This is a genomic window from Kangiella shandongensis, assembly GCF_020005365.1.
GTDB classification, from domain to species: domain Bacteria; phylum Pseudomonadota; class Gammaproteobacteria; order Enterobacterales; family Kangiellaceae; genus Kangiella; species Kangiella shandongensis.
In genome coordinates, this window is sequence record NZ_JACNML010000004.1 from 127,084 (window position 1) to 152,306 (window position 25,223).

General features: G+C 44.6%; 22 protein-coding genes. 17 read left to right on the forward strand and 5 right to left on the reverse strand.

Annotated elements, in window-relative coordinates; genetic code table 11:
• Nucleotides 1-11: 11 nt before the first annotated feature.
• The 5 genes from H7708_RS05655 to H7708_RS05675 all read left to right on the forward strand — a co-directional run bounded on the left by H7708_RS05655 (nt 12) and on the right by H7708_RS05675 (nt 7,926).
• Nucleotides 12-560 carry a GNAT family N-acetyltransferase gene (locus H7708_RS05655; RefSeq protein WP_223669504.1) on the forward strand — a complete coding sequence of 183 codons (549 nt, stop codon included), beginning with the start codon at nt 12-14 and terminating at the stop codon, nt 558-560.
• A 228-nt stretch (nt 561-788) separates the two neighbouring features.
• Entirely contained in the window at nt 789-3,533 is a 2,745-nt protein-coding gene (locus tag H7708_RS05660) for a TonB-dependent receptor (RefSeq protein WP_223669505.1), read from the forward strand.
• 37 nt (nt 3,534-3,570) lie between these two features.
• Nucleotides 3,571-5,034 (forward strand): putative basic amino acid antiporter YfcC, encoded by a 1,464-nt coding sequence (gene yfcC, locus H7708_RS05665; RefSeq protein ID WP_223669506.1) that lies wholly within the window; start codon nt 3,571-3,573, stop codon nt 5,032-5,034.
• A 1-nt stretch (nt 5,035) separates the two neighbouring features.
• Nucleotides 5,036-6,217: a beta-aspartyl-peptidase gene (iadA, locus tag H7708_RS05670; protein ID WP_223669507.1), complete on the forward strand. Its 1,182-nt coding sequence runs from the start codon at nt 5,036-5,038 to the stop codon at nt 6,215-6,217.
• Nucleotides 6,214-7,926: a type 1 glutamine amidotransferase family protein gene (locus H7708_RS05675; protein ID WP_223669508.1), complete on the forward strand. Its 1,713-nt coding sequence runs from the start codon at nt 6,214-6,216 to the stop codon at nt 7,924-7,926. The genes iadA and H7708_RS05675 overlap by 4 nt, the downstream gene beginning before the upstream one ends.
• Before the next feature lie 62 nt (nt 7,927-7,988).
• Here H7708_RS05675 and H7708_RS05680 read toward each other — a convergent pair whose 3' ends face one another.
• Nucleotides 7,989-9,836, reverse strand: a complete 1,848-nt coding sequence (locus tag H7708_RS05680; RefSeq protein WP_223669509.1) for a DUF885 domain-containing protein — start codon at nt 9,834-9,836, stop codon at nt 7,989-7,991.
• Nucleotides 9,837-9,997: 161 nt separating this feature from the next.
• Between H7708_RS05680 and H7708_RS05685 the strand changes: the two genes are divergently transcribed.
• The 5 genes from H7708_RS05685 (at nt 9,998) to H7708_RS05705 (ending at nt 15,746) form a co-directional block, all read left to right on the forward strand.
• Nucleotides 9,998-10,489, forward strand: a complete 492-nt coding sequence (locus tag H7708_RS05685; RefSeq protein ID WP_223669510.1) for a DUF4442 domain-containing protein — start codon at nt 9,998-10,000, stop codon at nt 10,487-10,489.
• Between the two features lie 349 nt (nt 10,490-10,838).
• Nucleotides 10,839-11,937 (forward strand): peptide chain release factor 2 gene (gene prfB / locus H7708_RS05690; protein WP_223669511.1). Its coding sequence is split into 2 segments (ribosomal slippage): nt 10,839-10,913 and nt 10,915-11,937, totalling 1,098 coding nucleotides; the frame shifts between segments, so codons are not numbered across the junction.
• 235 nt (nt 11,938-12,172) lie between these two features.
• The gene (lysS, locus tag H7708_RS05695; RefSeq protein ID WP_223669512.1) at nt 12,173-13,672 is read left to right on the forward strand and encodes a lysine--tRNA ligase; all 1,500 of its coding nucleotides are present in this window, start codon (nt 12,173-12,175) and stop codon (nt 13,670-13,672) included.
• Between the two features lie 362 nt (nt 13,673-14,034).
• On the forward strand, nt 14,035-14,295 hold the full coding sequence (locus H7708_RS05700) for a DUF3081 family protein (protein WP_223669513.1): 261 nt from the start codon (nt 14,035-14,037) through the stop codon (nt 14,293-14,295).
• 92 nt (nt 14,296-14,387) lie between these two features.
• Nucleotides 14,388-15,746, forward strand: a complete 1,359-nt coding sequence (locus H7708_RS05705; RefSeq protein ID WP_223669514.1) for a serine hydrolase domain-containing protein — start codon at nt 14,388-14,390, stop codon at nt 15,744-15,746.
• 49 nt (nt 15,747-15,795) lie between these two features.
• Here H7708_RS05705 and fabB read toward each other — a convergent pair whose 3' ends face one another.
• On the reverse strand, nt 15,796-17,007 hold the full coding sequence (gene fabB / locus H7708_RS05710) for a beta-ketoacyl-ACP synthase I (protein WP_223669515.1): 1,212 nt from the start codon (nt 17,005-17,007) through the stop codon (nt 15,796-15,798).
• Nucleotides 17,008-17,053: 46 nt separating this feature from the next.
• Entirely contained in the window at nt 17,054-17,566 is a 513-nt protein-coding gene (gene fabA / locus H7708_RS05715; protein WP_223669516.1) for a 3-hydroxyacyl-[acyl-carrier-protein] dehydratase FabA, read from the reverse strand.
• Between the two features lie 329 nt (nt 17,567-17,895).
• On the opposite strand from fabA, the gene H7708_RS05720 reads away from it, so the two are divergent.
• The 5 genes from H7708_RS05720 to H7708_RS05740 all read left to right on the forward strand — a co-directional run bounded on the left by H7708_RS05720 (nt 17,896) and on the right by H7708_RS05740 (nt 21,821).
• Complete coding sequence (locus tag H7708_RS05720; protein ID WP_223669517.1) at nt 17,896-19,755, forward strand: DUF885 domain-containing protein; 1,860 nt, start codon at nt 17,896-17,898, stop codon at nt 19,753-19,755.
• Nucleotides 19,756-19,885: 130 nt separating this feature from the next.
• Nucleotides 19,886-20,245 carry a DUF6249 domain-containing protein gene (locus tag H7708_RS05725; RefSeq protein WP_223669518.1) on the forward strand — a complete coding sequence of 120 codons (360 nt, stop codon included), beginning with the start codon at nt 19,886-19,888 and terminating at the stop codon, nt 20,243-20,245.
• A gap of 4 nt (nt 20,246-20,249) precedes the next feature.
• Entirely contained in the window at nt 20,250-20,801 is a 552-nt protein-coding gene (locus H7708_RS05730) for an RNA polymerase sigma factor (RefSeq protein ID WP_223669519.1), read from the forward strand.
• A gap of 13 nt (nt 20,802-20,814) precedes the next feature.
• The gene (locus H7708_RS05735; protein ID WP_223669520.1) at nt 20,815-21,108 is read left to right on the forward strand and encodes a hypothetical protein; all 294 of its coding nucleotides are present in this window, start codon (nt 20,815-20,817) and stop codon (nt 21,106-21,108) included.
• 74 nt (nt 21,109-21,182) lie between these two features.
• Nucleotides 21,183-21,821: a peroxiredoxin-like family protein gene (locus H7708_RS05740; RefSeq protein WP_223669521.1), complete on the forward strand. Its 639-nt coding sequence runs from the start codon at nt 21,183-21,185 to the stop codon at nt 21,819-21,821.
• Nucleotides 21,822-21,873: 52 nt separating this feature from the next.
• Here the strand turns inward: H7708_RS05740 and ygfZ are convergent, their stop codons facing one another.
• On the reverse strand, nt 21,874-22,794 hold the full coding sequence (gene ygfZ, locus H7708_RS05745) for a CAF17-like 4Fe-4S cluster assembly/insertion protein YgfZ (protein WP_223669522.1): 921 nt from the start codon (nt 22,792-22,794) through the stop codon (nt 21,874-21,876).
• A gap of 141 nt (nt 22,795-22,935) precedes the next feature.
• Between ygfZ and H7708_RS05750 the strand changes: the two genes are divergently transcribed.
• Nucleotides 22,936-23,193 (forward strand): FAD assembly factor SdhE, encoded by a 258-nt coding sequence (locus tag H7708_RS05750; RefSeq protein ID WP_223669523.1) that lies wholly within the window; start codon nt 22,936-22,938, stop codon nt 23,191-23,193.
• Nucleotides 23,193-23,624: a protein YgfX gene (locus tag H7708_RS05755; RefSeq protein WP_223669524.1), complete on the forward strand. Its 432-nt coding sequence runs from the start codon at nt 23,193-23,195 to the stop codon at nt 23,622-23,624. Before H7708_RS05750 ends, H7708_RS05755 begins: the two co-directional genes overlap by 1 nt.
• A gap of 3 nt (nt 23,625-23,627) precedes the next feature.
• Here H7708_RS05755 and nadB read toward each other — a convergent pair whose 3' ends face one another.
• The gene (gene nadB / locus H7708_RS05760) at nt 23,628-25,223 is read right to left on the reverse strand and encodes an L-aspartate oxidase (protein WP_223669525.1); all 1,596 of its coding nucleotides are present in this window, start codon (nt 25,221-25,223) and stop codon (nt 23,628-23,630) included.

Here is a 25,223-nt window from a genome sequence, read left to right on the forward strand (position 1 = left end):
TGGAGAGAAAAGTGAAGGAAACAGTGGATACTGGACGACTATTATTGCGTCCATTGGAAAAGTCTGACTTTGAGGATTACTGTGAGTACGCGATGGATCCGGAGGTCATGAAATATATCATGCCGGTTTCAACTAAGAAGGAAGCCCATGATATTTTCTTAAAACATTTTGGAGAATGGACCGGTGAAGAAGGGCGCTGGATGGGCGCTGCGGTGGTGCTGAAATCTGAAGATAAACTGATCGGTGATATCGGATTTCGCTATACCAGCAAATATCATGAGCAAATTGAAATCGGTTATAAGTTCAATCGTAACTATCAAGGCAAAGGGTATGGAACTGAAGCAATTAAAGCAATGTTAGAGCTTATTGTTCGGGATTGGCCGTGTCATAAAATAGTTGCTTACTGCGAACCAAGGAATGTAGCATCATGGAAACTGATGGAACATTTCGGCATGGTGCGTGAAGGTTATTTCAAAGAGCACTTTAAGTTTGACGGTCGCTGGCAGGACGAAGTGGCTTATGGTTGTTTGGTAAAAAGTATAAAGTTGGGCGGCACATAATGCGTATTTGACAGCTAACTTTTTCATATGATATAAAATATTTTAATCGAACTCATTAGTTAATTTTCTTGGAGGAGCCATGCTAAAAAAAGCCTACAATTTAGCTGATTATAGCTTCTCTGATTACTACCTCAGCGAGTGGTTTGACGAATAACCTCCGTTAGTTGTTCTAACTAACGTTTTTCTAATTATTTCAAATAATAGTGTCCTTATGGGCAGGGGTTATGTATGAGTATTCGTTTATTCAAATATTCTCTAGTGGCTTTATCTGTCACGTTATTACTACATCCAGATACAGCTGCAGCAGCAGAACAGGATGAAGCCGAGTCAGTGGTTGTTACGGGGAGTCGAATTAAAAGTATTGATCTTGAGGGCGAGTCGCCCGTACAGGTTATTGATGAGGAAGATATCGAATCTTCCACGGCAACCAACTTGGACTCACTACTAAAAGAACTCGCAGTAACGCATGGCGGCGATGGTTCATTTAGTACTCACAATTCAGGAGCTTTACAGGCTGACTCTCCCGCCGGTAGCTCGGCAGTTTCATTGAGAGGGCTTGGAACCGCATCCACTTTGGTGTTGATTAATGGTCGTAGAGTAGCAGCCAGTTCCTTCGCTTATAATTCGCAAAATTTTGTCGATATTAATTCTATTCCATTAGCTGCCATCAAGCGAGTTGAAGTACTGCCAACTGGGGCGTCGGCTATTTATGGTGCTGATGCTGTTGCTGGTGTTGTTAACCTTATTTTGAAAAAAGGGGATGGCGGCTCGCAAATTTCTGTCAGTTATGGGGATTCGGACACTTCTTCCGATGAGTCTAAAACTAATTTAAATGGTGTTTGGTCTGCAGACTTTGATAGCTCTGATATCACAGCATTTTTTGATATTTATCGTAAGAATGCGCTATACGACAAAGACCGACAGCAGACGCGATATAGTTTTGATCGAAGTCAGCAAGGTATCTGGCCAAGTTTTAATACGCAGTATTTTGATGACATTGATTATGTGGAATCCTCTTGCCCGGATGATATCCGATATGATGGTCGTCCAGGTTTCCCTAACTCTTCATTCGGGGAGTATTGCGAATACAATCAGAATCAGTACTTACCAACCTATCCTGAATTTGAATCTGAATCGATTGGTTTTGCTTCTAACCATTACTTTGATGATGGTTTGACTTGGTTTAATGAGGTATTTGTCTCTCGAACGGAGGGACGCGCTAATTCCACTGGAGCACCTTTCAGTGGTGTGGCGGTGTCTTTTGATCATCCCAATATGCCGTCAAATTTACGCCAGCGCTATGAAGATTTATGGAATGATTTAGGTGTTCCGCCAGAAAGTGAATTGTTGATGTGGGGGCGATTCCGCCAGCCAAGAACGATCACTAATGAATCTACAAGTTACCGTTTTGTATCCGGCTTGGAAGGAGTGACTGAGAAAGGCTGGGAGTGGGACCTTGCTGCAAATATTTCTGTCAGTGAGTCCGAACAGTTGGCAGAAAAGGGTATTATCAATGTTGCTAAGTTTGAAGCTGCTTTGTTCGGGGAGCTATGTGCAGATGGTACTGTTGGTTGTACCCCAGCTAATAATGGATTGTACTTTAATCCGTTTGGTGGGCAGTCAGGAAATCAGCAAGCTTTGGATATCATTAATGAACGAGTGCCAAGAAATGGTGAGTCGAAACTGTATGCAGTGGACTTTAATGTTACCGGTGACTGGTTTGAGTTGGGTAGTGATTGGGTTAAAGCTGCATATGGTTTAGAAGTACGCCGTGAGGAAATTTCTGATAAGCCAGCTGCGTTAGCAACTGCTGATCCGAATAATAACTTTGAAGTTCCTGTTTATGGATTTGGCTCTACGGCAGCATCTGCTTCTCGTGATATATGGGCCGCTTATGCCGAGTATCGTGTTCCACTGACTGATACATTTAATCTGCAATTGGCTGGTCGATATGATCACTACTCAGATTTTGGTGGGGACTTTAATCCAAAAGTTGGCTTTACCTATCGTCCATCTGATAGCTTCTTGATGAGAGGCTCTTGGAATACTTCCTTCCGGGCTCCTTCTTTAGCACAGGTTGGAGCAGGCACTACCCTTGGCTCTGATTCATTGGAGTGTACGGATGAGTTTTTAAATAACTTTTGTGGTGGTTTTGGTGGCCGAGATGGTTTCTTAACCGAAGTTTATGGCAATGAAAACCTTAAAGCGGAAGAGTCAACATCCTATGACGTGGGTTTTGTTTTTAGCTTTGCCAATGATAGTACATTAGCTATCGATTATTGGTCATTTGAATATGACAACATTGTGGGTATTGACTCTGAGCGCTTGTTCCGTCTTGCCTTAGAGGGACAGATCCCAGTGGTGGCGACCGATGGACTAGATTCTGCTAATCAGCAAATTGGTATTGAAACTCGGAATGGCAATATCGGAGACCCCATTGATGAAGTTCACTTACAACTTGAAAACTTAGGGGTGCAAGAAGTTGAAGGGATCGATTTAGCCTACACACAATACTTCGATATTGACTCAGGAGAGTTGAGCTTATTGCTAGATGGGACTTACCTGCTTGATTTTAATAAACAGTTGTCCAAGCAATCTGAAGTTGAGTCACTTGAGGGAACGTTTCGTTATCCTGAGCTAATTCTGCGAGCGAGACTACGTTGGTCAGGTGATGATTGGTTCGGTTCAGTAACCGGTAACTATATTTCAAGTTATGATGATGATCTCGAAGGTTATGATGAGCAGCAACTGACTGATTTTGGTATATCAAGAGAAAGGGAAGTACCTTCGTGGGTTAAGTGGAACTTTACGGTTGGCTACGATCTTACTGGAAATTCATACCTAAGATTAGGTATCGATAATTTGTTGGATGAGGAAGCCCCTGTTGCTTATGGCACAAGCGCCAATGTCGATCATTTTAATCATGATACTTATGGACGCTTCTATCAACTGAAGTATACCTATAACTTTTAGCGCTAAGGCACAGGCTCTTCGGAGCCTGTGATTCACTATGTCAAATCAAAAAACTATAAGCGTGCCGAATACCTTGATTTTGGTATTGGGTGTTGCAGCTTTTGCCTGGTTGTTAACTTATTTTATTCCCTTGGGCAGTTTCGAATTAAATACTGTTTCCTACCAGCAAGGCGACACAATTGTTGAAAAACAGGTACTGAAACCTGGCTCATTTGAATATAACCGCGATCCATCAGGAGAGCCGCAGACGCAAGGAGCGGTTTTATTTTCATCAGGTGATAGGCCTGGCTTCCTAAATATTGCTTATGAAGGAATCACTACCGGAGATCGCTCAAGTGGTGCGGTGGCTATTATTGCTTTTTTGCTCATCATTGGTGGGGCATTCGGTATTATCATGGCGCCTAGCACCATCAATCGTGCATTACTAAAGTTATTATCTCGTAACAACCAAAAAGAGTTATTGATCATTCCTTTACTGTGTTTCGTTTTCTCGTTGGGTGGAGCTGTTTTTGGAATGGGGGAAGAAGCCATCGCATTTGCAATGATTCTTATGCCGGTTATGAAAAGTAAAGGCTATAACGGTATGGTTGTGGTGCTGTGTACTTATGTGGCGACCCAAGTTGGTTTTGCAACTTCTTGGATGAACCCTTTTAATATAGGAATTGCTCAGGGCTTGGCACAGGTTCCGCTACTCAGTGGGGCCGGATTTCGATTTATCATGTGGGCTATTTTTACACTGGTGCTAATGGTGTTTGCCACTGTTTATAGCAAGTCGAGTCGCGTACTTGTTGATGATATTGATTTAATCAAGGTCGATGGACAGAAACTGGGACTTGGCGATTGGCTGGTTTTAATTAATCTATTGCTTGGAATGGTTTGGGTTATTTGGGGAGTATCGGTTCACGGCTATTATATTGCTGAAATTGCGACTCAATTTTTCGCCATAGGGTTAAGCTCCGCCATTATTACTCTTATCTTTAAGTTGGATGGACTGAACGCAAACGATCTTGCGACTCAATTTACTCAGGGTGCAAAAGAGCTTTTGCCTGCTGCACTTATCGTTGGCTTTGCGCAAGGTGTCTTATTAATTCTTGGCGGTGCCGATCCAGCAAAAGATTCAACCTTGAATACAATTCTCAATAGTGCTGCCAACAGCATGGCTGGCTTCTCCAGTTATAGTTCCGGAATCTTGATGTATTGGTTTCAGTCTATTTTTAATGTCTTCGTTACCTCTGGCTCTGGCCAAGCAGCCTTAACGATGCCATTAATGGCTCCTATTTCTGACTTAGTTGGCATTTCAAGGCAAACTGCAGTGCTGGTATTCCAATTAGGCGACGGTCTAACCAATATTATAGTACCTACTTCCGCTTCTTTAATGGGGACTTTAGGTGTTGCAAAAGTGGACTGGCTAGAGTGGGTAAAAGTCATCTGGAAATTTTTATTAATTATGATGCTGATAGCGATGACATTTATTGTTGTGGCTGTAGCGATAGGTTTTTAACATGCTGAAACTCATTAAGAACGCAACTGTTCACGATCCGAAATATATTGGCGTCAAAGATATTATGATAGATTCACAGTCGATTATTGCCATCGAAGACAATATTGAATGTGATCATTCTTTCGTTGAAATGATTGATGCAACAGGCCAATTAGCGGTACCGGGCTTTATTGATAGTCTGGTTCACATAACAGGAGGCGGGGGTGAAGGTGGCTTTACTACTAGGACGCCTGAAGTGAATCTAACCGATTTAACCAAAGCTGGAATTACAACTTTGGTGGGTGCTTTAGGGACGGACGCAGTTTCAAGAACACTCACCAATCTGATTGCGAAAACAAAAGAGCTGAATGAACTGGGTTTGAGTTGTTACTTTTATTCAGGGTCGTATCATTTACCAGCGACCACTCTTACTGCCAGTGTCCAGTCGGATATCATGCTAATTGAGGAATGTATCGGTGTCGGTGAAGTGGCGATTGCCGATCATAGAGGCTCACAGTTGAGCTATAACGAATTAGCCAGGTTAGCGTCTGACAGTCGTGTCGGTGGTATGTTGTCAGGGAAAAGTGGCATCGTTAGTATTCATGTTGGGGATGGCCCCGAGAACCTGAAAGTGATTAATGAAGTTGTCGACAATACCGACATTCCGATCACACAATTTTTACCCACTCACATGAACCGCAATCAAGCACTGTTTGATGCTGGTATAAACTATGTTGCCCGGGGGGGGTATATTGACCTGACCACAAGCACTACACCTGAGTTTTTAAAAGAAGGCGAGTTAAAGTGTAGCAGGGCTTTAAAACAGGTTATCGATAAGGAAGCTAATCTAAGTCATATTACTTTTAGTTCAGATGGCCACGCCAGCTTGCCAAGTTTTGATGAATCCGGAAACTTGGCTCAACTAGAAATTGGCAAAGAAACCTCTTTATTTGATGAGATTAGAGATGCCGTTCTGATAGAAGACATAGAACTTGAAAAAGCATTAGCGGTTATAACGAGTAATCCTGCTGACATTTTGAAAATGAAAAGAAAAGGCCGTCTTAAAGTTGGCTATGATGCGGATATAGTCTTGCTGGATAAAGAGCGGCTTGTAATTGAAAGTGTTTTTAGCCGAGGTAGAACTATGATCCTTTCAGGCGAAGTGAAGTGTCAGGGTAAGTTTGAACAAGGAGTTACTCGATGACCCGTATACTCCTGCTAATACTGATGTCCTTTAGTTTGCAAGCAGTTTCTAAGGATAAAAGTCAAGGTGTCGATAAAAACGGTATTACCCAACTCAGCCCACAGATGGTACTGATTGGAGGCGGCCTTAAGGTTTGTAGTAGTTATGTAAAGACTCATTGCTTACAACCATTGAGAAAATCTGAGTTAATGAAGCCTTTGCTTAGAACTACTAAAGAACTGGTTGTCACAAGCGACACGATAAAAGAGGTGGGTAAGGATAGTTACCATCTTTTCCCAGACAAAAGCATGCTTGATGAACTGTCCAGTCATCTGGATAGGTATCTAAAGAAATATGGCAATGAGCCAGTTGATATTGATACCTTTTATTCAAGAATGAACCGATTGAAAGAGGGTGGTCAAAAAGGCTTCGAGAAGTTTTTGTCGGAGCTTAATCAAAGACAAAGCCAATTTATAGAACAAAGTTTACAGGCACCATTGGAGTCAAAGGAGGGAAAGGCATTAACAGAAAAAGCTTATTTAAATTATTCCGATGAGGATACTGTTAGGATTATTCAAAAAGCTCAACATTTGAGCCAAGTTATTGCCGAAGCCAAGGGGAAGGACAAGGCAAGAGTTTTAATTTTAACTTCATCCTCTTCTGATCTATTTGATGCAGTGAGCTTCTACCTTCATCTATTTGCCAATGAGCAGATTGAAACGGCCTGGCTACCATTAGAGCCTGCATTTCTTGAGGTTAGCCTTTCGGAAAATTTGCGTTGTGAAGATATCGAGGTGATAAGAGCGCAGAGTCAGCAGCAATATTTTCGCAGTAGAGTCTATCCATTATTGAGTCAATACCAGCATGTCTTTTGTCATAAGCCGGAGTTACTCAATGAGCTTATCCTTTCAGCCGATGCTTTATTTATTAATGGTGGGGATCAAACCTTAACCTTGCAGTCGTTTGTTAAAGATGCAACGAACTTACGTGAGTTCTCACCTTATTATGGGCTGATCAAAAAGCAGTTCGAAGCTGGAAAGTTGCTGATTATGGGAACCAGCGCCGGTACTGCAGTACAAAGTGGAAATCATGAAGACGGTAATAAACTGCCAATGATCTCTAATGGCGGGTCACTACGAGGAGGCTACGAGGGGGCTATGCCAGTGCTCGTTCCTCCAGCTGCTAGCTGCACGGAAGAATCTTCTTGCCCCAAAGGTTTGCAAGCCAATAGCTTAACTTACAATCCGAGGGGCGGCTTAGGCCTGGTCAACCTTGGTGTTTTTGATACGCATTTTTCAGAGCGTGAGCGCCTGGTTAGATTGTCGAGGTTGCTATTGGATACCCAGAGTTCTTTGGGTATTGGCATTGATGAAAACACCGCATTACATCTCACTAAGCGTAATGGTAAATACCAATATTTGGTTTATGGGCAAGGAGCGACTTGGTTTGTTGATAGTTCTCAGGCCAAATTGCTCAAGTCGCCAAATAAAATCACTATGGAAAATGTGTCTATAGCAGTCATGCGACAAAAGGATAAGAACCTCTGGAGTGAGCGCGAAATGATTCAAGTGGCATTCAAAGGAATTGAGTGTGAAACAAAAATAAAGCTCGGTTGTCAGCTAGTCACGGGTGATGAAAACTACCCCTTAGTGTTGCAGGTCACATCAAGTGACTATACATTAACTGATGATGTCATATCAGTTAATCTGACAATTGGGCTTTCTCATTGACTTAATAGCGGTGGTAAAAGAAACAAAAAAGGAGCCGAAGCTCCTTTTTTGTTAGACGATAATCAGGCTTCGCCTAGCTTTGAGTCAATCCATTCCTGGAGCTTAGTTTTAAGTACTGGCATAGGCATGGCTCCGTCGAGCAATATTTCACTGTGGAACTCACGAATATCAAATTGCTCGCCGAGCTTTTCTTCAGCCTCTGCTCTCAAGCGGCTGATTTCACGCTGCCCCACTTTGTATGAAACCGCCTGACCTGGCCAGGCGATATAACGTTCTACTTCAGAGATGACATCGGTATCTGCCATCGAGGAGTTTTCCATCATGTAATCAATAGCTTTTTGACGAGACCAGCCTTTAGCGTGTAGTCCAGTATCGACTACCAGACGCATGGCTCGCAGCATTTCATCACTGAGGCGGCCGTAATATTGCATTGGGTCGGTGAACATCCCCATTTCTTTACCGATGGATTCCGCATACAGTGCCCAGCCTTCGGTGAATACGCTTAAACCGCCAAAACGTCTGAACATTGGCAGGCCTTCGACTTCCTGCTGTAGTGAAAGTTGGAAGTGATGGCCTGGAGCCGCTTCGTGAATGGATAAGGTTTCCATGCCAAATTTAGGCTGGCCTTTGAGGTTAAAGGTGTTGACGTAGAAAACACCCGGGCGAGAACCATCGGGACTACCTGGCATATAAGAAGCACCTGAGGCTGACTCTGCACGGAATGCTTCAACCGCTCTAACTTCATAGTCACTTTTCGGTTGGACATCAAACATTTTGGGAAGAAGCTTGTTTACTTTTATCTGTAGGTCGCGATATCCCTGCAATAAGTCCTCTTCGTTGTCATAGTAGAACTCAGGATTTGTCTGCACGTAGGTAAACCACTCATCAAGGGTGCCCTTGAAGCCTTCCTGTGCCATGACTTTTTTCATTTCACTGCGAATGCGTGCGACTTCGGCTAAGCCAAACTGGTGAATTTCATCGGCGGTTAAGTCGGTCGTGGTAAAGGTCTTTAGCTGATAATTATACCAGGCTTTACCGTTGGGCTGCTCACTCAAGCCGAAGCTGTCACGTGCATGCTCCAGATAGTCATTTTGGACAAAGTCATGCAGGCGTTTATAAACTGGTACCAACTTTTCAGTAATGGTTTTTTTATAAGCTGCGGTTAAACGCTTCTTATCTTCTTCGGAAAAGTCTTCAGGCAGGTTCTCGATGGGTTTGTAGAATATACTTTGAGTTGGCTCTTCAACCACATGGGCTTTGATCTGTGGTATCACTTTTTCCATTAGCGCTCTGGGTTGAACGACATTTTGCTCAATGCCCTGATTCATATTGGCAATGATTTGATCCATAAGAACAACACCATCATCGACCCGTTTGAGCCAATTGTCATAATCTTCCACCGTGTTGAAAGGCTGTAAACTCTGGCCTGAGCCTAGCTGAGCAAAAAAGCTGGTTAAGTTATTCGACTGGTTTAACGGAATAAGGTGCTGAGGAAACTGCTCTCCTTCGAGTGTCAGTTTAGATTGATAAATAAAGACGTCATAGCTGACCCGATCCTGGCCTGTTAAGAGTTCACGATCGATCTGTTTAATTTTATCCAGCCATCTGACCGTGAAGTCATGCATTGTTTGGCGATATTCAGGAGATAAAAAGTTAGGCAGCTGATCGTTATAACGGTTATCGCCGATAGCTGTCGCCTGAATGGGGTTAAGCTTTAAATTTTCCTGGAAGTTCTGTGCAAACAGCTGGTTTAATTTTTTCGAGGCTTCCTCTGCGGTCATGGTCTGTTCTTGTTTGACCACTGACTCTGCTTTTTGCACCGGTTGTGGGGTTTGAGTCTCTGTTTGATCGTCTGCACATCCTGCAAGAGCCAGCGCAATACTGAGACTGACAAGGGTTATTTTATTCACTGTAGTTCCTTTTATTATTTGCTTAGCAAAACATTAGCATAAATGAAACGCAAAAAACCTTTTTGAAATATCTTTTTACACATCTATCTCTATGTGTAATTATTACCTGGTCAGTCCAGTTGCTTTGCATATTCAATAACTAAGGGTGGGAATGATTTGCCATGAGTAAAAACAACCGATTAGCCAGTTTGGTTGCTAAAATCGAAAGACTTCCCAATAGCTTAAGGTTGCCAGCATTAAATTTTGTATTGCGGCGTACCGTTAAGCTGGTGGGTACGGCTAAAGTTGAGGTATTAAAATTAACGAAGACTGAGTCTGAGTTTCGACTAAGAAACCGTAAAAAAGTACAAAACCACATTGGAACCGTACATGCTGCCGGCATGGCTCTGATTGCCGAAACCGCGACTGGTATGCTGGTTGGGATGAATGTGCCTGATGATAAGGTGCCAGTAATCAAGACATTAAAAGTGGACTTCTTAAAGCGTGCAAAAGGGGACTTAGTCGCTAAAGCTCATCTGACGGAAGCGCAAATTAACGATATTCTGACGCTGGAAAAGGGGGAGGTTGAAGTAGCGGTTTCGGTCACCGATGATGAAACCAAAGAGCCTATCGCTTGCCAGATGGTGTGGGCCTGGACACCTAAACGCTCTTAAAAATCATAGTCGTTACTTAGGTGGTGTTAAATCTCAAGTTTTTTCAAGTCATTTACTGAAGTAAACTCCTTTCAAAAGCTTGAGATTTGCCTAGCCTAAGCTATAGCCTATGAATTTTAAGCTATAGGTTATATCCTTTCTGGGGCTAAACTCCATAGTTTGCCGACTCAGTGCTGAGCTAATAACCCTTAACGCCAACCTCAATATTAAAATATCTATAACATTTCGACTAATTTTGTCCCGATGCCTTTGTTTATGGCTATGAAGTAGCCCCGCGATTGGTTAAAATATGCCCCTTTTGCGCAAAAAGAGCGTTAAATAGCCGGGATTCGGCCGTAACTGGGGTAATATGTTAGAAGTTAATCCAATAAGAGAACATCTAAAAGATATGTCTGAGCGTGTTGAGACGCTTAGGGGGTATCTTTGACTTCGACGCCAAGAAAGAGCGTTTAGAAGAAGTTACTAAAGAGCTTGAACAGCCTGACGTGTGGAACGATCAGGAGCGTGCACAGGCTTTAGGTCAGGAAAGAGCGAAACTGGAAGCTGTCGTCGAGACGATTATTGAGCTAGAGCAAGGTGTTGCCGATAACTCGGATCTGCTGGAGATTGCGGTCGAGGAAGAGGATGGTGATAGTGTTGAGATGATCGAGTCCGAGCTGACCGGTCTCGAAAAGATGCTGGCAAAACTGGAATTCCGCCGCATGTTCTCCGGTGATATGGATGACAGTAATGCCTATCTCGATATTCAGGCAGGTTCAGGTGGAACCGAGGCGCAGGACTGGGCGAGCATGTTATTGCGTATGTATTTACGCTGGGCTGAGAGTCGTGGTTTCAAGGTCGAGGTCACTGAAGAGTCCGAAGGCGATGTGGCAGGCATTAAGAGTGCGACCATTAAAGTCGATGGCGAGTATGCCTACGGTTGGCTGCGTACGGAAACTGGCGTTCACCGTCTGGTGCGAAAATCGCCTTTCGACTCAGGTAACCGTAGGCATACGTCCTTTGCTTCCGTGTTCGTTTATCCGGAAGTCGACGATGATATTGATATCGAAGTGAACCCAGCAGATTTACGCGTGGACACCTACCGTGCCAGTGGTGCCGGTGGTCAGCACGTCAACAAAACCGACTCTGCGATACGACTGACCCATATTCCAACGGGCATAGTGGTGCAGTGTCAGAATGATCGCTCGCAGCACAAAAACCGTGCCGAAGCGATGAAAATGATGAAGGCCAAGCTCTATGAGCTGGAGATGCAAAAGCAGCGCGAAGAGCAGCAAGCCCTGGAAGAATCCAAGTCGGATATCGGCTGGGGTAGTCAGATCCGCTCTTATGTTCTCGATCAGTCGAGGATTAAAGATTTGCGTACCAGCCACGAGTCGAGTAATACGCAGGCGGTGCTGGATGGTGATCTCGATAGCTTCATAGAGGCATCTCTAAAGGCCGGCGTATAACCTACTGCGCTTGCAAATACTGCGTTATATTGTAGCTGCAAATGCTCGCTTACAATATGCCTTGTCTTTGCTTCGCTCGTGACGGTTATAATGAAATTATTGCTAATATTTAGCAGTACTCTCTAATCCAGCATTAGAGGTTATATATATTCACAGAAAAATGATGTGAGTTTTCGTACCGTTAAGCGGTACTTGTTTTAATGATTAAGTAATTAACTTGAGGTGAAGAGAAAAAATGAGCAATCAAGAAACCCCGGTCGTCGACGTCAACGAACAAATTACCATGCGTAAAGAGAAGTTGGCGGAGAAACGAAAACAGGGGATTGCCTTTCCGAACGACTTCCGTCGTGATTCCCTGGCTGCTGAAATCGCTATCGAGTATGGCGATAAAGAAAAGCCTGAGCTGGAGGAAATCGGTAAGAAGGTGAAGGTTGCTGGTCGTATCATGCTGTTCCGTAAGATGGGCAAAGCGAGCTTTATCACCATTCAAGATATGTCGGGTCGAATCCAGTCTTACGTGCGTAAAGATCAGGTTGGCGAAGACGTTTATAATGATTTTAAAACCTGGGATATCGGCGATATCGTGGGCATTGAAGGTACTGTGTTTAAAACCAATAAGGGTGAGTTGTCGGTTAAGGCATCGGATATCCGCTTATTGACTAAATCCTTGCGTCCATTGCCGGACAAATGGGGGGGCTTATCCGATCAGGAAACGCGTTACCGTCAGCGTTACGTTGATCTGATTGTAAATGAAGAGTCTCGTGCAACCTTTATCGCGCGCTCAAAAGTGGTTAAAGCAATTCGCGACTTCCTGGAAACTCGCGACTTCTTGGAAGTTGAAACGCCAATGATGCATGTGATTCCGGGTGGTGCCACAGCCAAACCATTCGAAACGCATCATAATGCTCTGGATATGCCGTTATTCTTACGGGTTGCTCCTGAGCTGTACCTAAAGCGTCTGGTTGTTGGTGGTCTTGAGAAGGTGTTTGAGATTAACCGTAACTTCCGTAATGAAGGGTTGTCGACGCGCCACAACCCAGAATTCACCATGCTGGAGTTTTACTGGGGATATGCGGATTATCACGATCTTATGGATTTAACCGAAGAGATGCTGCGTTATACGGTTGAGTCAGTGTTAGGTAAAACGGTATTTGAAAGTAGCGGTGCAACCTATGATTTTGGTAAGCCATTTACGCGTATGACGGTGTTGGAAGCGATTCTGAAATACCTACCGGAAGTCAAGGTTGAGCAGTTGAACGATCTAGAGTCTGCGAAGAAAGTGGCTAAAGCATGTAATGTCAAAGTTGAAGACAGCTGGGGGCTGGGCAAGATCCAGATTGAGATTTTCGAAGAGGTCGCTGAGCATAAATTGATTCAACCAACGTTCATTACGGCTTATCCGGCTGAGGTATCACCGTTGGCTCGTCGTAACGATGACAATCCATTCGTTACTGACCGCTTTGAATTCTTTGCCGGTGGGCGTGAGCTGGCGAACGGCTTCTCTGAGTTGAATGACGCTGAAGATCAGGCTGAGCGCTTCAAAGCCCAGGTTGAAGCAAAAGATGCCGGTGATGACGAAGCGATGCATTATGATGCTGATTATATTCGTGCCCTGGAGTATGGCTTACCGCCAACGGCCGGTGAGGGTATCGGTATTGACCGTCTGGTGATGCTGCTAACCGATTCACCAAGTATTCGAGACGTACTGTTGTTCCCACATATGCGTCCTGAGTAAACAACTATCTTTTTTACGCTTATACTTCGTTATAAAGCAATTTATCTTGCTCAGTTACTAGAGTAAATTCTGCGAGATAAATTGCTTCAGGCCTCGTTTAAGCGTAAAAACCTTAGTTTTTAGCCAGAAGCCAACTATTCCTCGAAACGTCCGCGCCTCGTTAGAAGCGAAAACTCTGCGTTTATCGTTAAACTAAGCTCTTTAATCATTCTGTCATTCCCGTGAAGGCGATCAGCGGAAGGGCCCGTGGTGCGGGAATCTTGCTCTTGAACATTTCTATTACCACTTCCTTTTCGTAAAACAATCTATGCTTAATCGCTTTAATTCGATACGATGCGGTTAATGAACCTTTAGGAGTTTTTATGTCTTCCGAAATTGATATCCGAATGGCTTTGCGCGCATATCAGAAAATTATTGAGTTGGGTGAGAAACGTGGAAATAAGCATCATTTCAAAGGTATTAACGCTTATTCAGATCTGGATGGTTACAACGTTGATTTGACCGATGACAAGGTGACCTTGAGTATTAATTTCCATAGTAAGTATAACTTGGAGTATAAAAGCGTTTTGGACAAAGACGAATTTATGGAGAAGTTACAGAAGATTGATAAGTATAAAAAATAACGGTTCCTTTTAATAACTTTTTTCTTTGCATCTAAAGTTAATGTTTCACTTCTCTATTAAGTTAAGGTTATTATTTAATTAAAGGAGCTAAGATGCTAAGAGTATGCTTATCTATTGGTTTAGTCTTATTGCTATTGGGCTATACCGCTCATTCTGAGGCTGAGCAGAAGCAAGAAATCGAAGAATTATCACAGTCTTTACAAGTCTTAGAAGCTTTCGGTTTTTCTGGTGTTGTTAGCATTAAAGCAAAAGACCAGGTGCTGCTGCAGGAAGCTTACGGGTATGCTAACGTAAAGACCAGAACATCTAACACCATTGATACAAAGTTCCCTTTGCTTTCAATGACGAAACCCATGTTGGCTGCAGGGATTCTGTTATTAGAGGAGCAGGGGAAGGTAGAACTTAATGCGTCCATCAGCGACTACGTGCCCAGTCTACACTCTGATAAAATTCCGATTACACTTCATCATCTGTTAACCCATACGTCAGGTCTGGTACCGAATAAAAAGGTGCGCCAAAAAGATATTAATGAGTTTCTAAAACAGGTGAATGACCTTGATAGAGATTCTATGTCTGGAATTAAGCGACGATACTGTAATATGTGTTATAGCTTGGTGGCCGCGGTGCTGGAAATAATATCGGAAATCTCGTGGCGAGACTCTATGGAGCAGTGGGTTCTTAAGGCGTCGGGTATGGAAAATGCCCGCATCATGCGAGCTGCTCGCAGCTCGGATATTGCAACAGGGTACCGAGATCATCCCTTAGTCAGCCAGCCCATGGTGATGTCCGATGGGCCGGACTACATTAATGAAATGTGGTGGTCGGTGGCGGGTGCTAGAGGAGTAGCTGCTGATGTCAATGACGTGCTTCATTGGCTGGAGTCATTGCAATCGGATCGTCTACTATCAGCCGAGTCCCGCCAAAAAATGTTTACCCGCTATATCGGCGATCAGGGTTATGGCTGGCATATTGATGAAAGCAATGGGCAAAAGCGTTACTGGAAAGGTGGTGGGGCTCCTATGTATGAAACTCAGATGGTTATTTATCCCGATACAGATATCAAAGTTGTACTGCTACTTAATAACAATATGGGCTGGCGAGTCCCTGTGTGGAGATTAATTGAAAACTCATTATTTTCTGGAGATATTGCTCAGCTGCCGACAGATGAACTTAAAGAACCTACTGTATCATTTACAAAACTGGTTAATGAAAGTGAAACGGTTGCATTAACGGTTATGGATTCCAGTTCTGTAACCGTCAAAATAGAACAGTTAAATAACGAAGAAAGCCATACGGTGAATTTATTGTTTGATGCAGAGCATGATCGTTATTTAGGCTTAAGACCTCGCAGTGGCGAGAGTGGCTTTGCCATCTACCAATTACGGCGAGAAGGTGATGAGTTCGGGTTAACGCTACCGAGTGGTGAGAGCTATCAGTTGATCGAACATTGATACAAAAAAGCCCGCAAAGTGTGGGCTTTTGTTTTGACTATTAGTCGTACTAGACTTTTTCGAATAAAAGCGAACAGTTAGTACCGCCGAACCCAAAGCTGTTGGATAAGAAGCTTTTAACTTCTGTATCATCCATCCTCTGCTGAACAATCGGTAGAGCTGCTGCTTTCTCATCAAGCTCTTTGATATTCGCTGAGGCTGCGATGAAGTTATTCTGCATCATGATTAACGAATAAATGGCTTCGTGGACACCGGTTGCACCTAATGAATGACCTGCTAAGGACTTAGTCGAGGCAATATAAGGTACTTTTTCTGGGAACACTTCTTTGATGGCTTCTAATTCGGCCGTATCACCAACCGGTGTACTGGTGCCGTGAGTATTGATGTAGTCAACGGGATTTGAAGTATTCGCTAATGCTTGTTTCATGCAGCGCACCGCACCTTCACCAGATGGCGCGACCATATCATAACCATCCGATGTTGCGCCGTAGCCGGTAATTTCAGCATAGATTTTTGCACCACGGGCCTTGGCATGTTCGTACTCTTCAAGAACCAGACAGCCACCCCCCGACGAAATCACAAACCCATCACGGGTTGCGTCATATGGACGCGAAGCCGTTTCTGGGCTGTCATTATATTTGCTCGATAGAGCGCCCATAGCATCGAATAATACTGTTAAACGCCAATCTTCTTCTTCACCGCCGCCAGCGAACATAATGTCCTGTTTACCCAGGGCGATTTGCTCATAGGCATTACCGATACAGTGCGCACTGGTCGCACAGGCTGAGGTGATGGAGTAGTTGATGCCTTTAATTTTAAAAGGTGTCGCCAGACAGGCAGAGGTGGTGCTGCCCATGGTTTTCGGAACAGCGTATGGCCCAATGCGTTTGGCACCGCGTTTTTTGGCTATATCAATAGCCTCGACCTGCGTGCTCTGTGAACCGCCGCCTGAGCCCATGATAAGGCCTGTGCGGTAGTTGGAAACCTGGTCGTCATTTAGCCTCGCATCGTCAATCGCCTGCTGCATTGAAATATAGGCATAGGCCGCGCCATCGCCCATGAAGCGCAGTTTTTTACGGTCAATATGCTCGGAAGTATCTATGTCTGGTTTTCCGGCTAAATGGCTGCGTAACCCATGCTCTTCATAGGCTTCCACTTTTTTTATGCCGGATTTCCCTTCCACTAATGATTGTTTAACGTCTTCGACATTATTTCCAAGGCAGGATACGATGCCCATGCCTGTCACTACTACTCTTTTCACAATAACACTCGCTTATTGAAAGTTTTCTGTATTGTATAGTGTTTTACTAGAAGTTGTCTGTAGACTGGAACAAACCTACACGCAAATCTTTTGTGGTATAGATTTCTTTGCCATCCACCAGCATTTTGCCGTCGGCGATAACCAGCTTTAACTTTCTAGTAATGACTCGCTTAATATCAATTATATAGGTTACGAGCTTGGATGTCGGCAATACCTGCCCAGTAAATTTTATTTCGCCAGAGCCTAGTGCACGACCTTTTCCGGGGAAGCCTTTCCAGGGTAAGAAAAAGCCCGCGAGTTGCCAAAGCGCATCAACGCCCAGGCAACCTGGCATAACCGGATCACCCTCAAAATGACAGTCGAAAAACCATAAGTCAGGCTTAATGTCGAGTTCAGCAACAATTTGCCCTTTATCATATTCGCCACCGGTTTCCTGAATGTTGGTGATACGGTCCATCATCAACATGTTAGGAAGAGGGAGTCGTGCATTTCCTTCGCCAAATAATTTGCCATGACCACAATCCAGCAGGTCCTGCTTACTGTAGGAAGATTTTTGCATAACGGATGATGCCTTGCGTGCTTGAATAAGCGTTTTTGAGTAAAGCCCTATTATGCCTGCTTGCAAGGTACAAGGTGGTATGGACAGTGAAAATTATGCAGTTATGGTTCTGTAACATGCTGATATATAACTATTAATAGTTAATGTAAAGATTTGTCATGATGCTTGCTGTGGGTGGAATCTATTGCTGTGCGTATGCAACACTTTGTTACGAGTTTGCTTTGTCTTGTGATTTAGCCAAAGGTATAGTTGATTTTAATCAATTATAAGCCGTTCATGCGGCCTTGTTTACATAATATTTAATGAATACTTTCGTTAGAGGAGTCCCTATGAAATCCAAAACGTTTCAGCTCTCAGCCGTTGCTTTAACAGTAGTGTTAACTGCTTGTAACGGTGAAGAGGCTAAGAAGCCAGACGCTCAACCAAAAGCAAAGGTGGAGCAAACCGCGGCTGAGAAGCCTGTAGCGAAAAGCCAGGAACAGCAGTTGTCAGAAGCTGAAAAAGCCAATGCCATCTATGAGGCCTATTGGGAAGAAAATTTAAAGTTGAATCCCTTAAACGCGACCTTTATGGGTGATCATCGCTACAACGATCGTTTGGGCGACTTTGGCACGGAAAAGGGGCGCGCTGAATCACTGGCTTTCAGCAAAAAGTACTTACAGAAAATTGGTCAAATCGACGAGTCTCAACTGGAAGGACAGGACTTACTCAGTTACCAGATCTTCAAGAATGAGCGGCAGGCTGAAATTGAGGGCGAAAAGTTCCCTGATTATATGCAGCCGATTCAGCAGTTCTATAACCCCTTCAATTTTTTCGCCATGTTGGGTTCAGGCCAAAGTGCACAGCCATTCAATACCGTTAAAGATTACGAAAATTGGTTAAGTCGTCTGGAACAGGCCTATTCTGGCGTTGACGTGCTTATTAAAAATATGCGCACAGGTATGGACAATGGGGTAGTGCAGCCGAAGGCTCTGATGGTAAAAGTGGTTCCGCAGCTAAAAGCCCATATGGTTGATGATGTAGAGCAAAGCCTGTTCTATACACCGATCAAAAACATGCCAGAAGACTTCTCGCCAAAAGAGAAACAGCGTTTAACCGCTGAGTACGTTAAAACCATCAAAACCATGGTAGTCCCAATGTACACCAAGATGCATGACTTTATTAAGGATGAGTATATTCCTGCTGCCCGTGATACGGCTGGTATGGTTGCTTTGCCGAACGGTAAAGAATGGTATGCATTCAAGGTTAAACAAACCACCAGTACCGATTTAACACCAGACGAGATTCACCAGATTGGTTTGGACGAAGTTGCGCGTATCCACAAAGAAATGCAGGGCGTGATGGATGAGGTTGGCTTTGAAGGTACTTTGCAGGAGTTTTTCGAGTTTACCAAGAATGACCCGCAATTTATTTTTGAATCTAAAGAAGACATGCTACAGGCCTATGAAGATCTGCGTACCAAGTTAGATAAAACTGCTCCAGATTTGTTCAAAGTGATCCCAGAGGCACAGTTTGAAATTCGTCCTGTCGAAGCTTTCCGTGAGGAGTCGTCTTCGTCAGCTTCATATCAGCGACCTGCGCCAGATGGTTCGCGTCCGGGGATTTTCTATGTCAACACTTATGACTTGAGTGCACGCCCGACATGGACTGTGGAGTCACTTTATTTACATGAAGCGGTTCCGGGACACCACTTCCAGATTTCAACGCAACAAGAGCTGGAAGATATCCCTAACTTCCGTCGTTTTGGTGGAACAACGGCCTATATCGAAGGCTGGGGGCTGTATTCTGAATCACTGGGTAAAGAGATGGGTGTTTATACCGATCCTTACCAGTACTACGGTGCTTTAAGTGCGGAATTATGGCGTGCCATTCGCCTGGTTGTCGATACTGGTCTTCATGCGAAAGGTTGGACACGCCAGGAAGTTTTGGATTATATGGAGAAGAACTCAGCAGCAGCTGAAGCGCGCCGCGTATCTGAAGCCGAACGTTTTATGGCCATTCCAAGTCAGGCGTTGGCTTATAAAATTGGTCAGTTGAAAATACGCGAGCTAAGAACTTTGGCTGAGAACGAGCTGGGTGACAAGTTCGATATTCGCGAATTCCACTATCAGGTTCTTAAAGATGGTGCGCTACCGCTGAATATCCTGGAAAAGAAAATTAAAACGTGGATAAATAGCCAGAAAGCTTAGGCTACAGCATAGAGTAAGAAAGACAAAGCCGGCAAATGCCGGCTTTTTTGTATTGGGTGCATCTAATTCAACGCGATAGCCCCTCTATATAAATAACTATGAAGCAAAGTAAATTGATGAGGGGTTTTATATGACCGCAATAGTTGTTCCTGTAACGTTATTTATTTGCACGACGATAGTGCTCATCGGCTTTTTCTATTTAAGCCATAAAAATAAACGTATTATTCTGGATACCATTCAAAAGTCGATTGATAGCGGTAATCCGTTAACTCCAGAGCTGTTGGAGCAGATCAGTAATGTTCAGCCACCAAGAGTTAAGGACTTACGACGAGGCATAGTGCTATTATCAATAGGCGTTGCCAGTTTTGTTGCTGGCTTATTGTTTTCAGATCCTGATGTCAGTGAGGCATTTAAAATCATTGCCTTACTGCCGGGTTTCATCGGTATTGGGTTTTTAATTGTCTGGAAAATGAACCGATATAAAGACTAATGTAATGAGCAGTCATAGTTCCGATGGTCAGCTGATCACCCGAGTGGTGACGGTTAACGATCAGGAAGCCTTTGCTGAGCTGGTACAGCGCTACCAGTCGGCCATTCGCCAGTTTTGTCGCCGGTTAACTGCCGGGGATTATTTTTTGGCTGATGATATTGCTCAGGAGACCTTCTGGCTGGCGTATCAGAAGATATCGACCTTTCAGGGAAAGGGAAGTTTCAGCTCATGGCTGCATACCATCGCTTACCGTCAGTTTTTAAAGCATGCAGGGAGCCAGTCTACAGAAGTTTATGAGGACGATTCTCACACATTAGATGAAAGCACTGATAAAGCAATGGAAGCTGACATTATGGCTGAGAAACTGATGAAGCAGTTATCGTTGGCTGAGAGAGTTACGATTACCTTGTCTTATTCTGCGGGTATGTCACATCAGGAAATTGCAGATATCACCGGTTTCGCTCTGGGGACCGTTAAGTCCCACATCAAGCGCGGCAAAGATAAGCTGACATCCATCGTGCAACAGAAACCACCATTAACATTAACCCCTCAGTAGAGGTAAGGAGTTTATGATGATTGAAAAATTACTCGCTTATCACCAGACTTTAGTCTCGCCAGAGTTTGTCGAGCGTGTGATGCAGCGAATTGAAAAGCGGTTTAAGCAACGCTCAATGATCCTGGGGCTATTTACACTACTGGGTATTGTTACAGGCAGTATTGGCTTTTTGTTACTGTGGCCTGACAATTTCCTCGGTTATCTGAATGGCCTCGATCAATCGAGCCTGCTGCTGTTAAGCGTTTTGTTAGTTGGGTTTGGGGCTTTTATGGTGTGGTTAATGAATGATGAGTTTGAGAGTCCCTAAGCCACACTTTTCTTTGTAACAATTTCTCGTAAGCCGTCTCTAATTATTAACTTTAATAATGGAGTCGTTTATTTATGCAATACCTGTTGAAATTTTTTGTCACTATCGCCCTGGTTATGGCAACCATGACTGTGACTGCTATTGATCGTACTCAAGTTGTCGATGATCCGAATGACGTTGCGCCACTGCTAATTGGTCAGAAAGCACCGGATATCATTCTATTTGATAGCGAAGGGACGCCATTCAAACTGTTGGAGAAAGTATCAAAACAGCCCACCATATTGCTTTTCTATCGAGGTGGATGGTGCCCGTTCTGTAATGCTCAGCTCAGCCAGATTCAGGAGGTTGAAGGCGATTTGCGAGCCATGGGATACCAGTTACTGGCGATTAGTCCGGATACGCCAAGTGCGTTGGCCAAAACCAGTAAAGAGCGGGCGCTGGACTACCAGCTAGTGTCTGATTTTCAGCTGGAAGCAACCAGAAAGTTTGGCCTGGCTTTTCATATACCTAATGAGTACCGTGAAAAAATTGAGTCGATAGGTGGTAAAACGGCGCGTCTGGCCGGGGATGACAAGAGTACCTTGCCGGTACCTGCGGTTTTTATACTGGATAGAGAAGGCGTGATTCAGTTCCAGTACGCCAACCCCAATTATAAAGTGCGTATCGAGCCTGAGTTATTGTTGACGGCTGCTCGTCTCGCAGTTGAAAAGTAGTCGATATGAAAGAAAGCGCTGTTCGTTACAGCGCTTCTTTTATCTAAAGGGGCTACGACAAGAGCTTGATGTTAATTTTGTCATCGCCAATGACCAGCTCCTCTTCTAATGCACTGTCATTCAGGCTAATCAAGCAATAGGTTTTTCCGTCAAAGACCGTGGTGCGGATCAGCTCCCCCACTTTCTTATCATTGCTGTTATAAACTTTGGTTAATTCTGCCAGCTCAACCGAGGAGTCGGTGGAGGTTAACACCGAGTGTATTTTCAGTTTGCCGCGGTAGTGCATACGGGCAACGATTTCCTGCCCGGTATAACAGCCCTTATCAAAGCTAACACCGCCAACCTGAGGTAGACCAATATTGGCCGGTAGGTGTTTTTCAATGGAGGTTGAGCTGAATATTGGCAGGTGAGCTTGTAGCTCAATATAATCCCAAGCATTTTTATCAGCGAGCGTAGTCCCTGTTAGCATTTCAACCAGTTCGCCTGCGCGATCTTTTCGGCTGATAAGGATTGAGGCGTTGAACAGGCTATTCAGGTGAATGTCGTAAATGCCGTTATGGTTAGTCACGGAAAGGACTTCCATGTCGGTTACGTTATTGCCCTGAGCTTTTTGGGTATGCCCCCAAAGTTCATAATCCTTGCTGGCATCGACCAGTTCGGTTTGGAAAAATGCCGCGTACTTGGACAGTGTATCGAGGCTATGCTGCAGGGTATCTTTTGGCAAAAGCATTAAATAGTGCTGCTCAAATTTCATGACGTAAAACACACTGTGCAAACGGCCTTTGACGTTACATAGACCGCCGAGACTGGCCTGCTCGTCGTTGACATCATTCATGTCACAAGTCAGCTGTCCCTGAAGTAATTTCAGGCTGTCTTCGCCCGAGACTTGAATAATGCCGTAGTTTCCAAGCTCGCAGGCAATGTTTTGGAGTTGAGGAATATGCTGGGTTGCATCTTGATTGGTGAAATTCATAAAGCCCTTATTGTCTACAGTCGTATGGGTTAATACGAGATCCAAATCGGTTTCTGCGATGATTTTACTCTTAAACTTAGCGGTTTTGCAGTGTTAAGGCTATAATTAACTGAAATAATTTTATGCTAAAAAGAGTGAAACGTGACAGAGCAACAACTTAAAAAACTCCAGTGGGCCAGCCGACGCGGCATGTTAGAGCTGGATGTAGTGCTATTGCCTTATCTGGAAAAGCAGGCCGAGTATTTTAGTGAGCAGGATATCGCGCACTATAGTGAATTTTTAGAGGAAACGGATCCAGACTTATATGCCTGGATTATGGGCTTTGAAACGCCGAAAGAAAGATTTGCCGAATTGGTGGGTTCCATCCGCCAATTTGTCGACGATCAACTGAATCACTGATGAATTTTAGAATAGAGCTACACAAGCCCAAAACCAGCCGTATTGTTTTTGCTCTTGTCTGGAGTGCTTTTCTGCTGCTGTTTGTGGTTACTGCTCTGATCCAGCAGCAGTGGATTTTTGCTGTGCTCGGTATACCGGGGACGCTACTGCTCGGTGGTTGGCAGTTGAAAATATTGGACGGCCTGTATGAAGATATTACTGAAATAGTCTTCTTTGAAGGCAAGTGGTTTATTATTGAGCGCGATCTGAAGGTGGCGATAGAGGTCAAGAAAGACTCGGTTAACTGGCCGTTATGGGTTAGCCTGAAATTCCGTGAGCTCGATCCCTCCAAGCCTAACCGGGTACGCCAGCTGATATTGTTCAGGGATGCCATGAAGGAGTCCGAGTTCCGCCAGTTATCCCGTACGCTCAAGTTTTATAAGGCTGAGTAGTGTTTATTCAGGGTTCAAAACGGAATCTTCGGCTGTTTTGCTTTGCTCAGGGTAGTCGAGTGTAAAGTGCAGCCCTCGACTTTCCTGACGCTGCATGGCGCACTTAACGATAAGCTCTGCTACCAGCACCAGGTTTCTCAGCTCAATTAAATCATTACTGACTTTAAAGTTTGAGTAGTATTCATGAATTTCCTGTTGCAACAGCTCGATACGACGCATGGCTCGCTGCAGCCGCTTATCGGTGCGGACAATGCCGACGTAGTCCCACATCAATTGTCGTAGCTCATGCCAGTTGTGGGTCAGGACCACTTCTTCATCAGAATCGGTGACCTGGCTCTCATCCCAGGGTGGCAAAGGTGCTGGTTCTATGATGGTATCCCATTGTGCTTCAATATCCTGCGCTGCCGACTGTGCGTAGACCAGGCATTCGAGCAGGGAGTTACTCGCCATGCGGTTGGCACCATGCAATCCGGTACAGGCCACTTCTCCCACCGCATAAAGGCCATCAACATCGGTTCGGCTGTGAGTGTCCACGCGAACACCACCGCATGTGTAGTGTGCGGCGGGTACCACTGGGATCGGATCGGTTGTGATATCAATACCGTACTGTAGACACTGTTGATAGATGGTTGGGAAGTGACTTTTGACGAACTCTGGTTCTTTGTGCGAAATATCCAGATAAACGCAATCGAAGCCGTATTTCTTGACTTCGTGGTCAATGGTGCGTGCCACGATATCGCGCGGTGCTAATTCTGCCCGTTCATCGTATTCCGGCATAAAACGTTCGCCGTTGGGGCGGCGTAACAGGGCGCCTTCACCGCGTAATGCTTCGGTGATTAAGAAACTACGTGCCTGCGGGTGAAAAAGGCAGGTCGGGTGGAACTGATTAAATTCCAGATTGGCGACACTGCAGCCTGCACGCCAGGCCATGGCAATACCATCGCCACTGGCGACATCCGGATTTGACGTATACAGGTAAACCTTACTGGCGCCGCCGGTGGCGAGTACGACGAAACGGGCCCGCACGGTTTCTACTCTGTCTTTCTCCAGATTGAGCACGTAAGCACCTTGGCAGCGCTGATGCTCAAGACCGACTTTATCGCCAGTGATTAAGTCCACTGCAATGTAGTTTTCCAGAATATGGATATTGGATTCAGCCTGAACGGCGGAAACTAAGGTGGTGGAAACGGCCTTGCCCGTGGCGTCATCTGAATGAATAATGCGGCGTTGGCTATGGCCACCTTCACGCGTCAGGTGATATTGCTCATCCTCTTTACTGAAAGCAACCCCACGCTCAATCAACCACTCGATGGCTTCTCGTGAGTGCTCTACGGTATAGCGCACGGCCTCTTCGTTGCACAGCCCCGCGCCCGCAATCAGCGTATCTTGCACATGAGAGTCGACCGAATCATTCTCGTCCAGCACAGCAGCAATACCACCTTGGGCATAAAAAGTCGAGCCTTCGGTAACTTCAGCCTTACTGAGTACCGTGATTTTACCTTTATGAGCCAGGCGCAGGGCCACTGACAGACCGGCAGCGCCACTTCCAATGACTAAAACATCGGTTGAATGAATCGGTGATTGCGTAGAGTTTTGCAT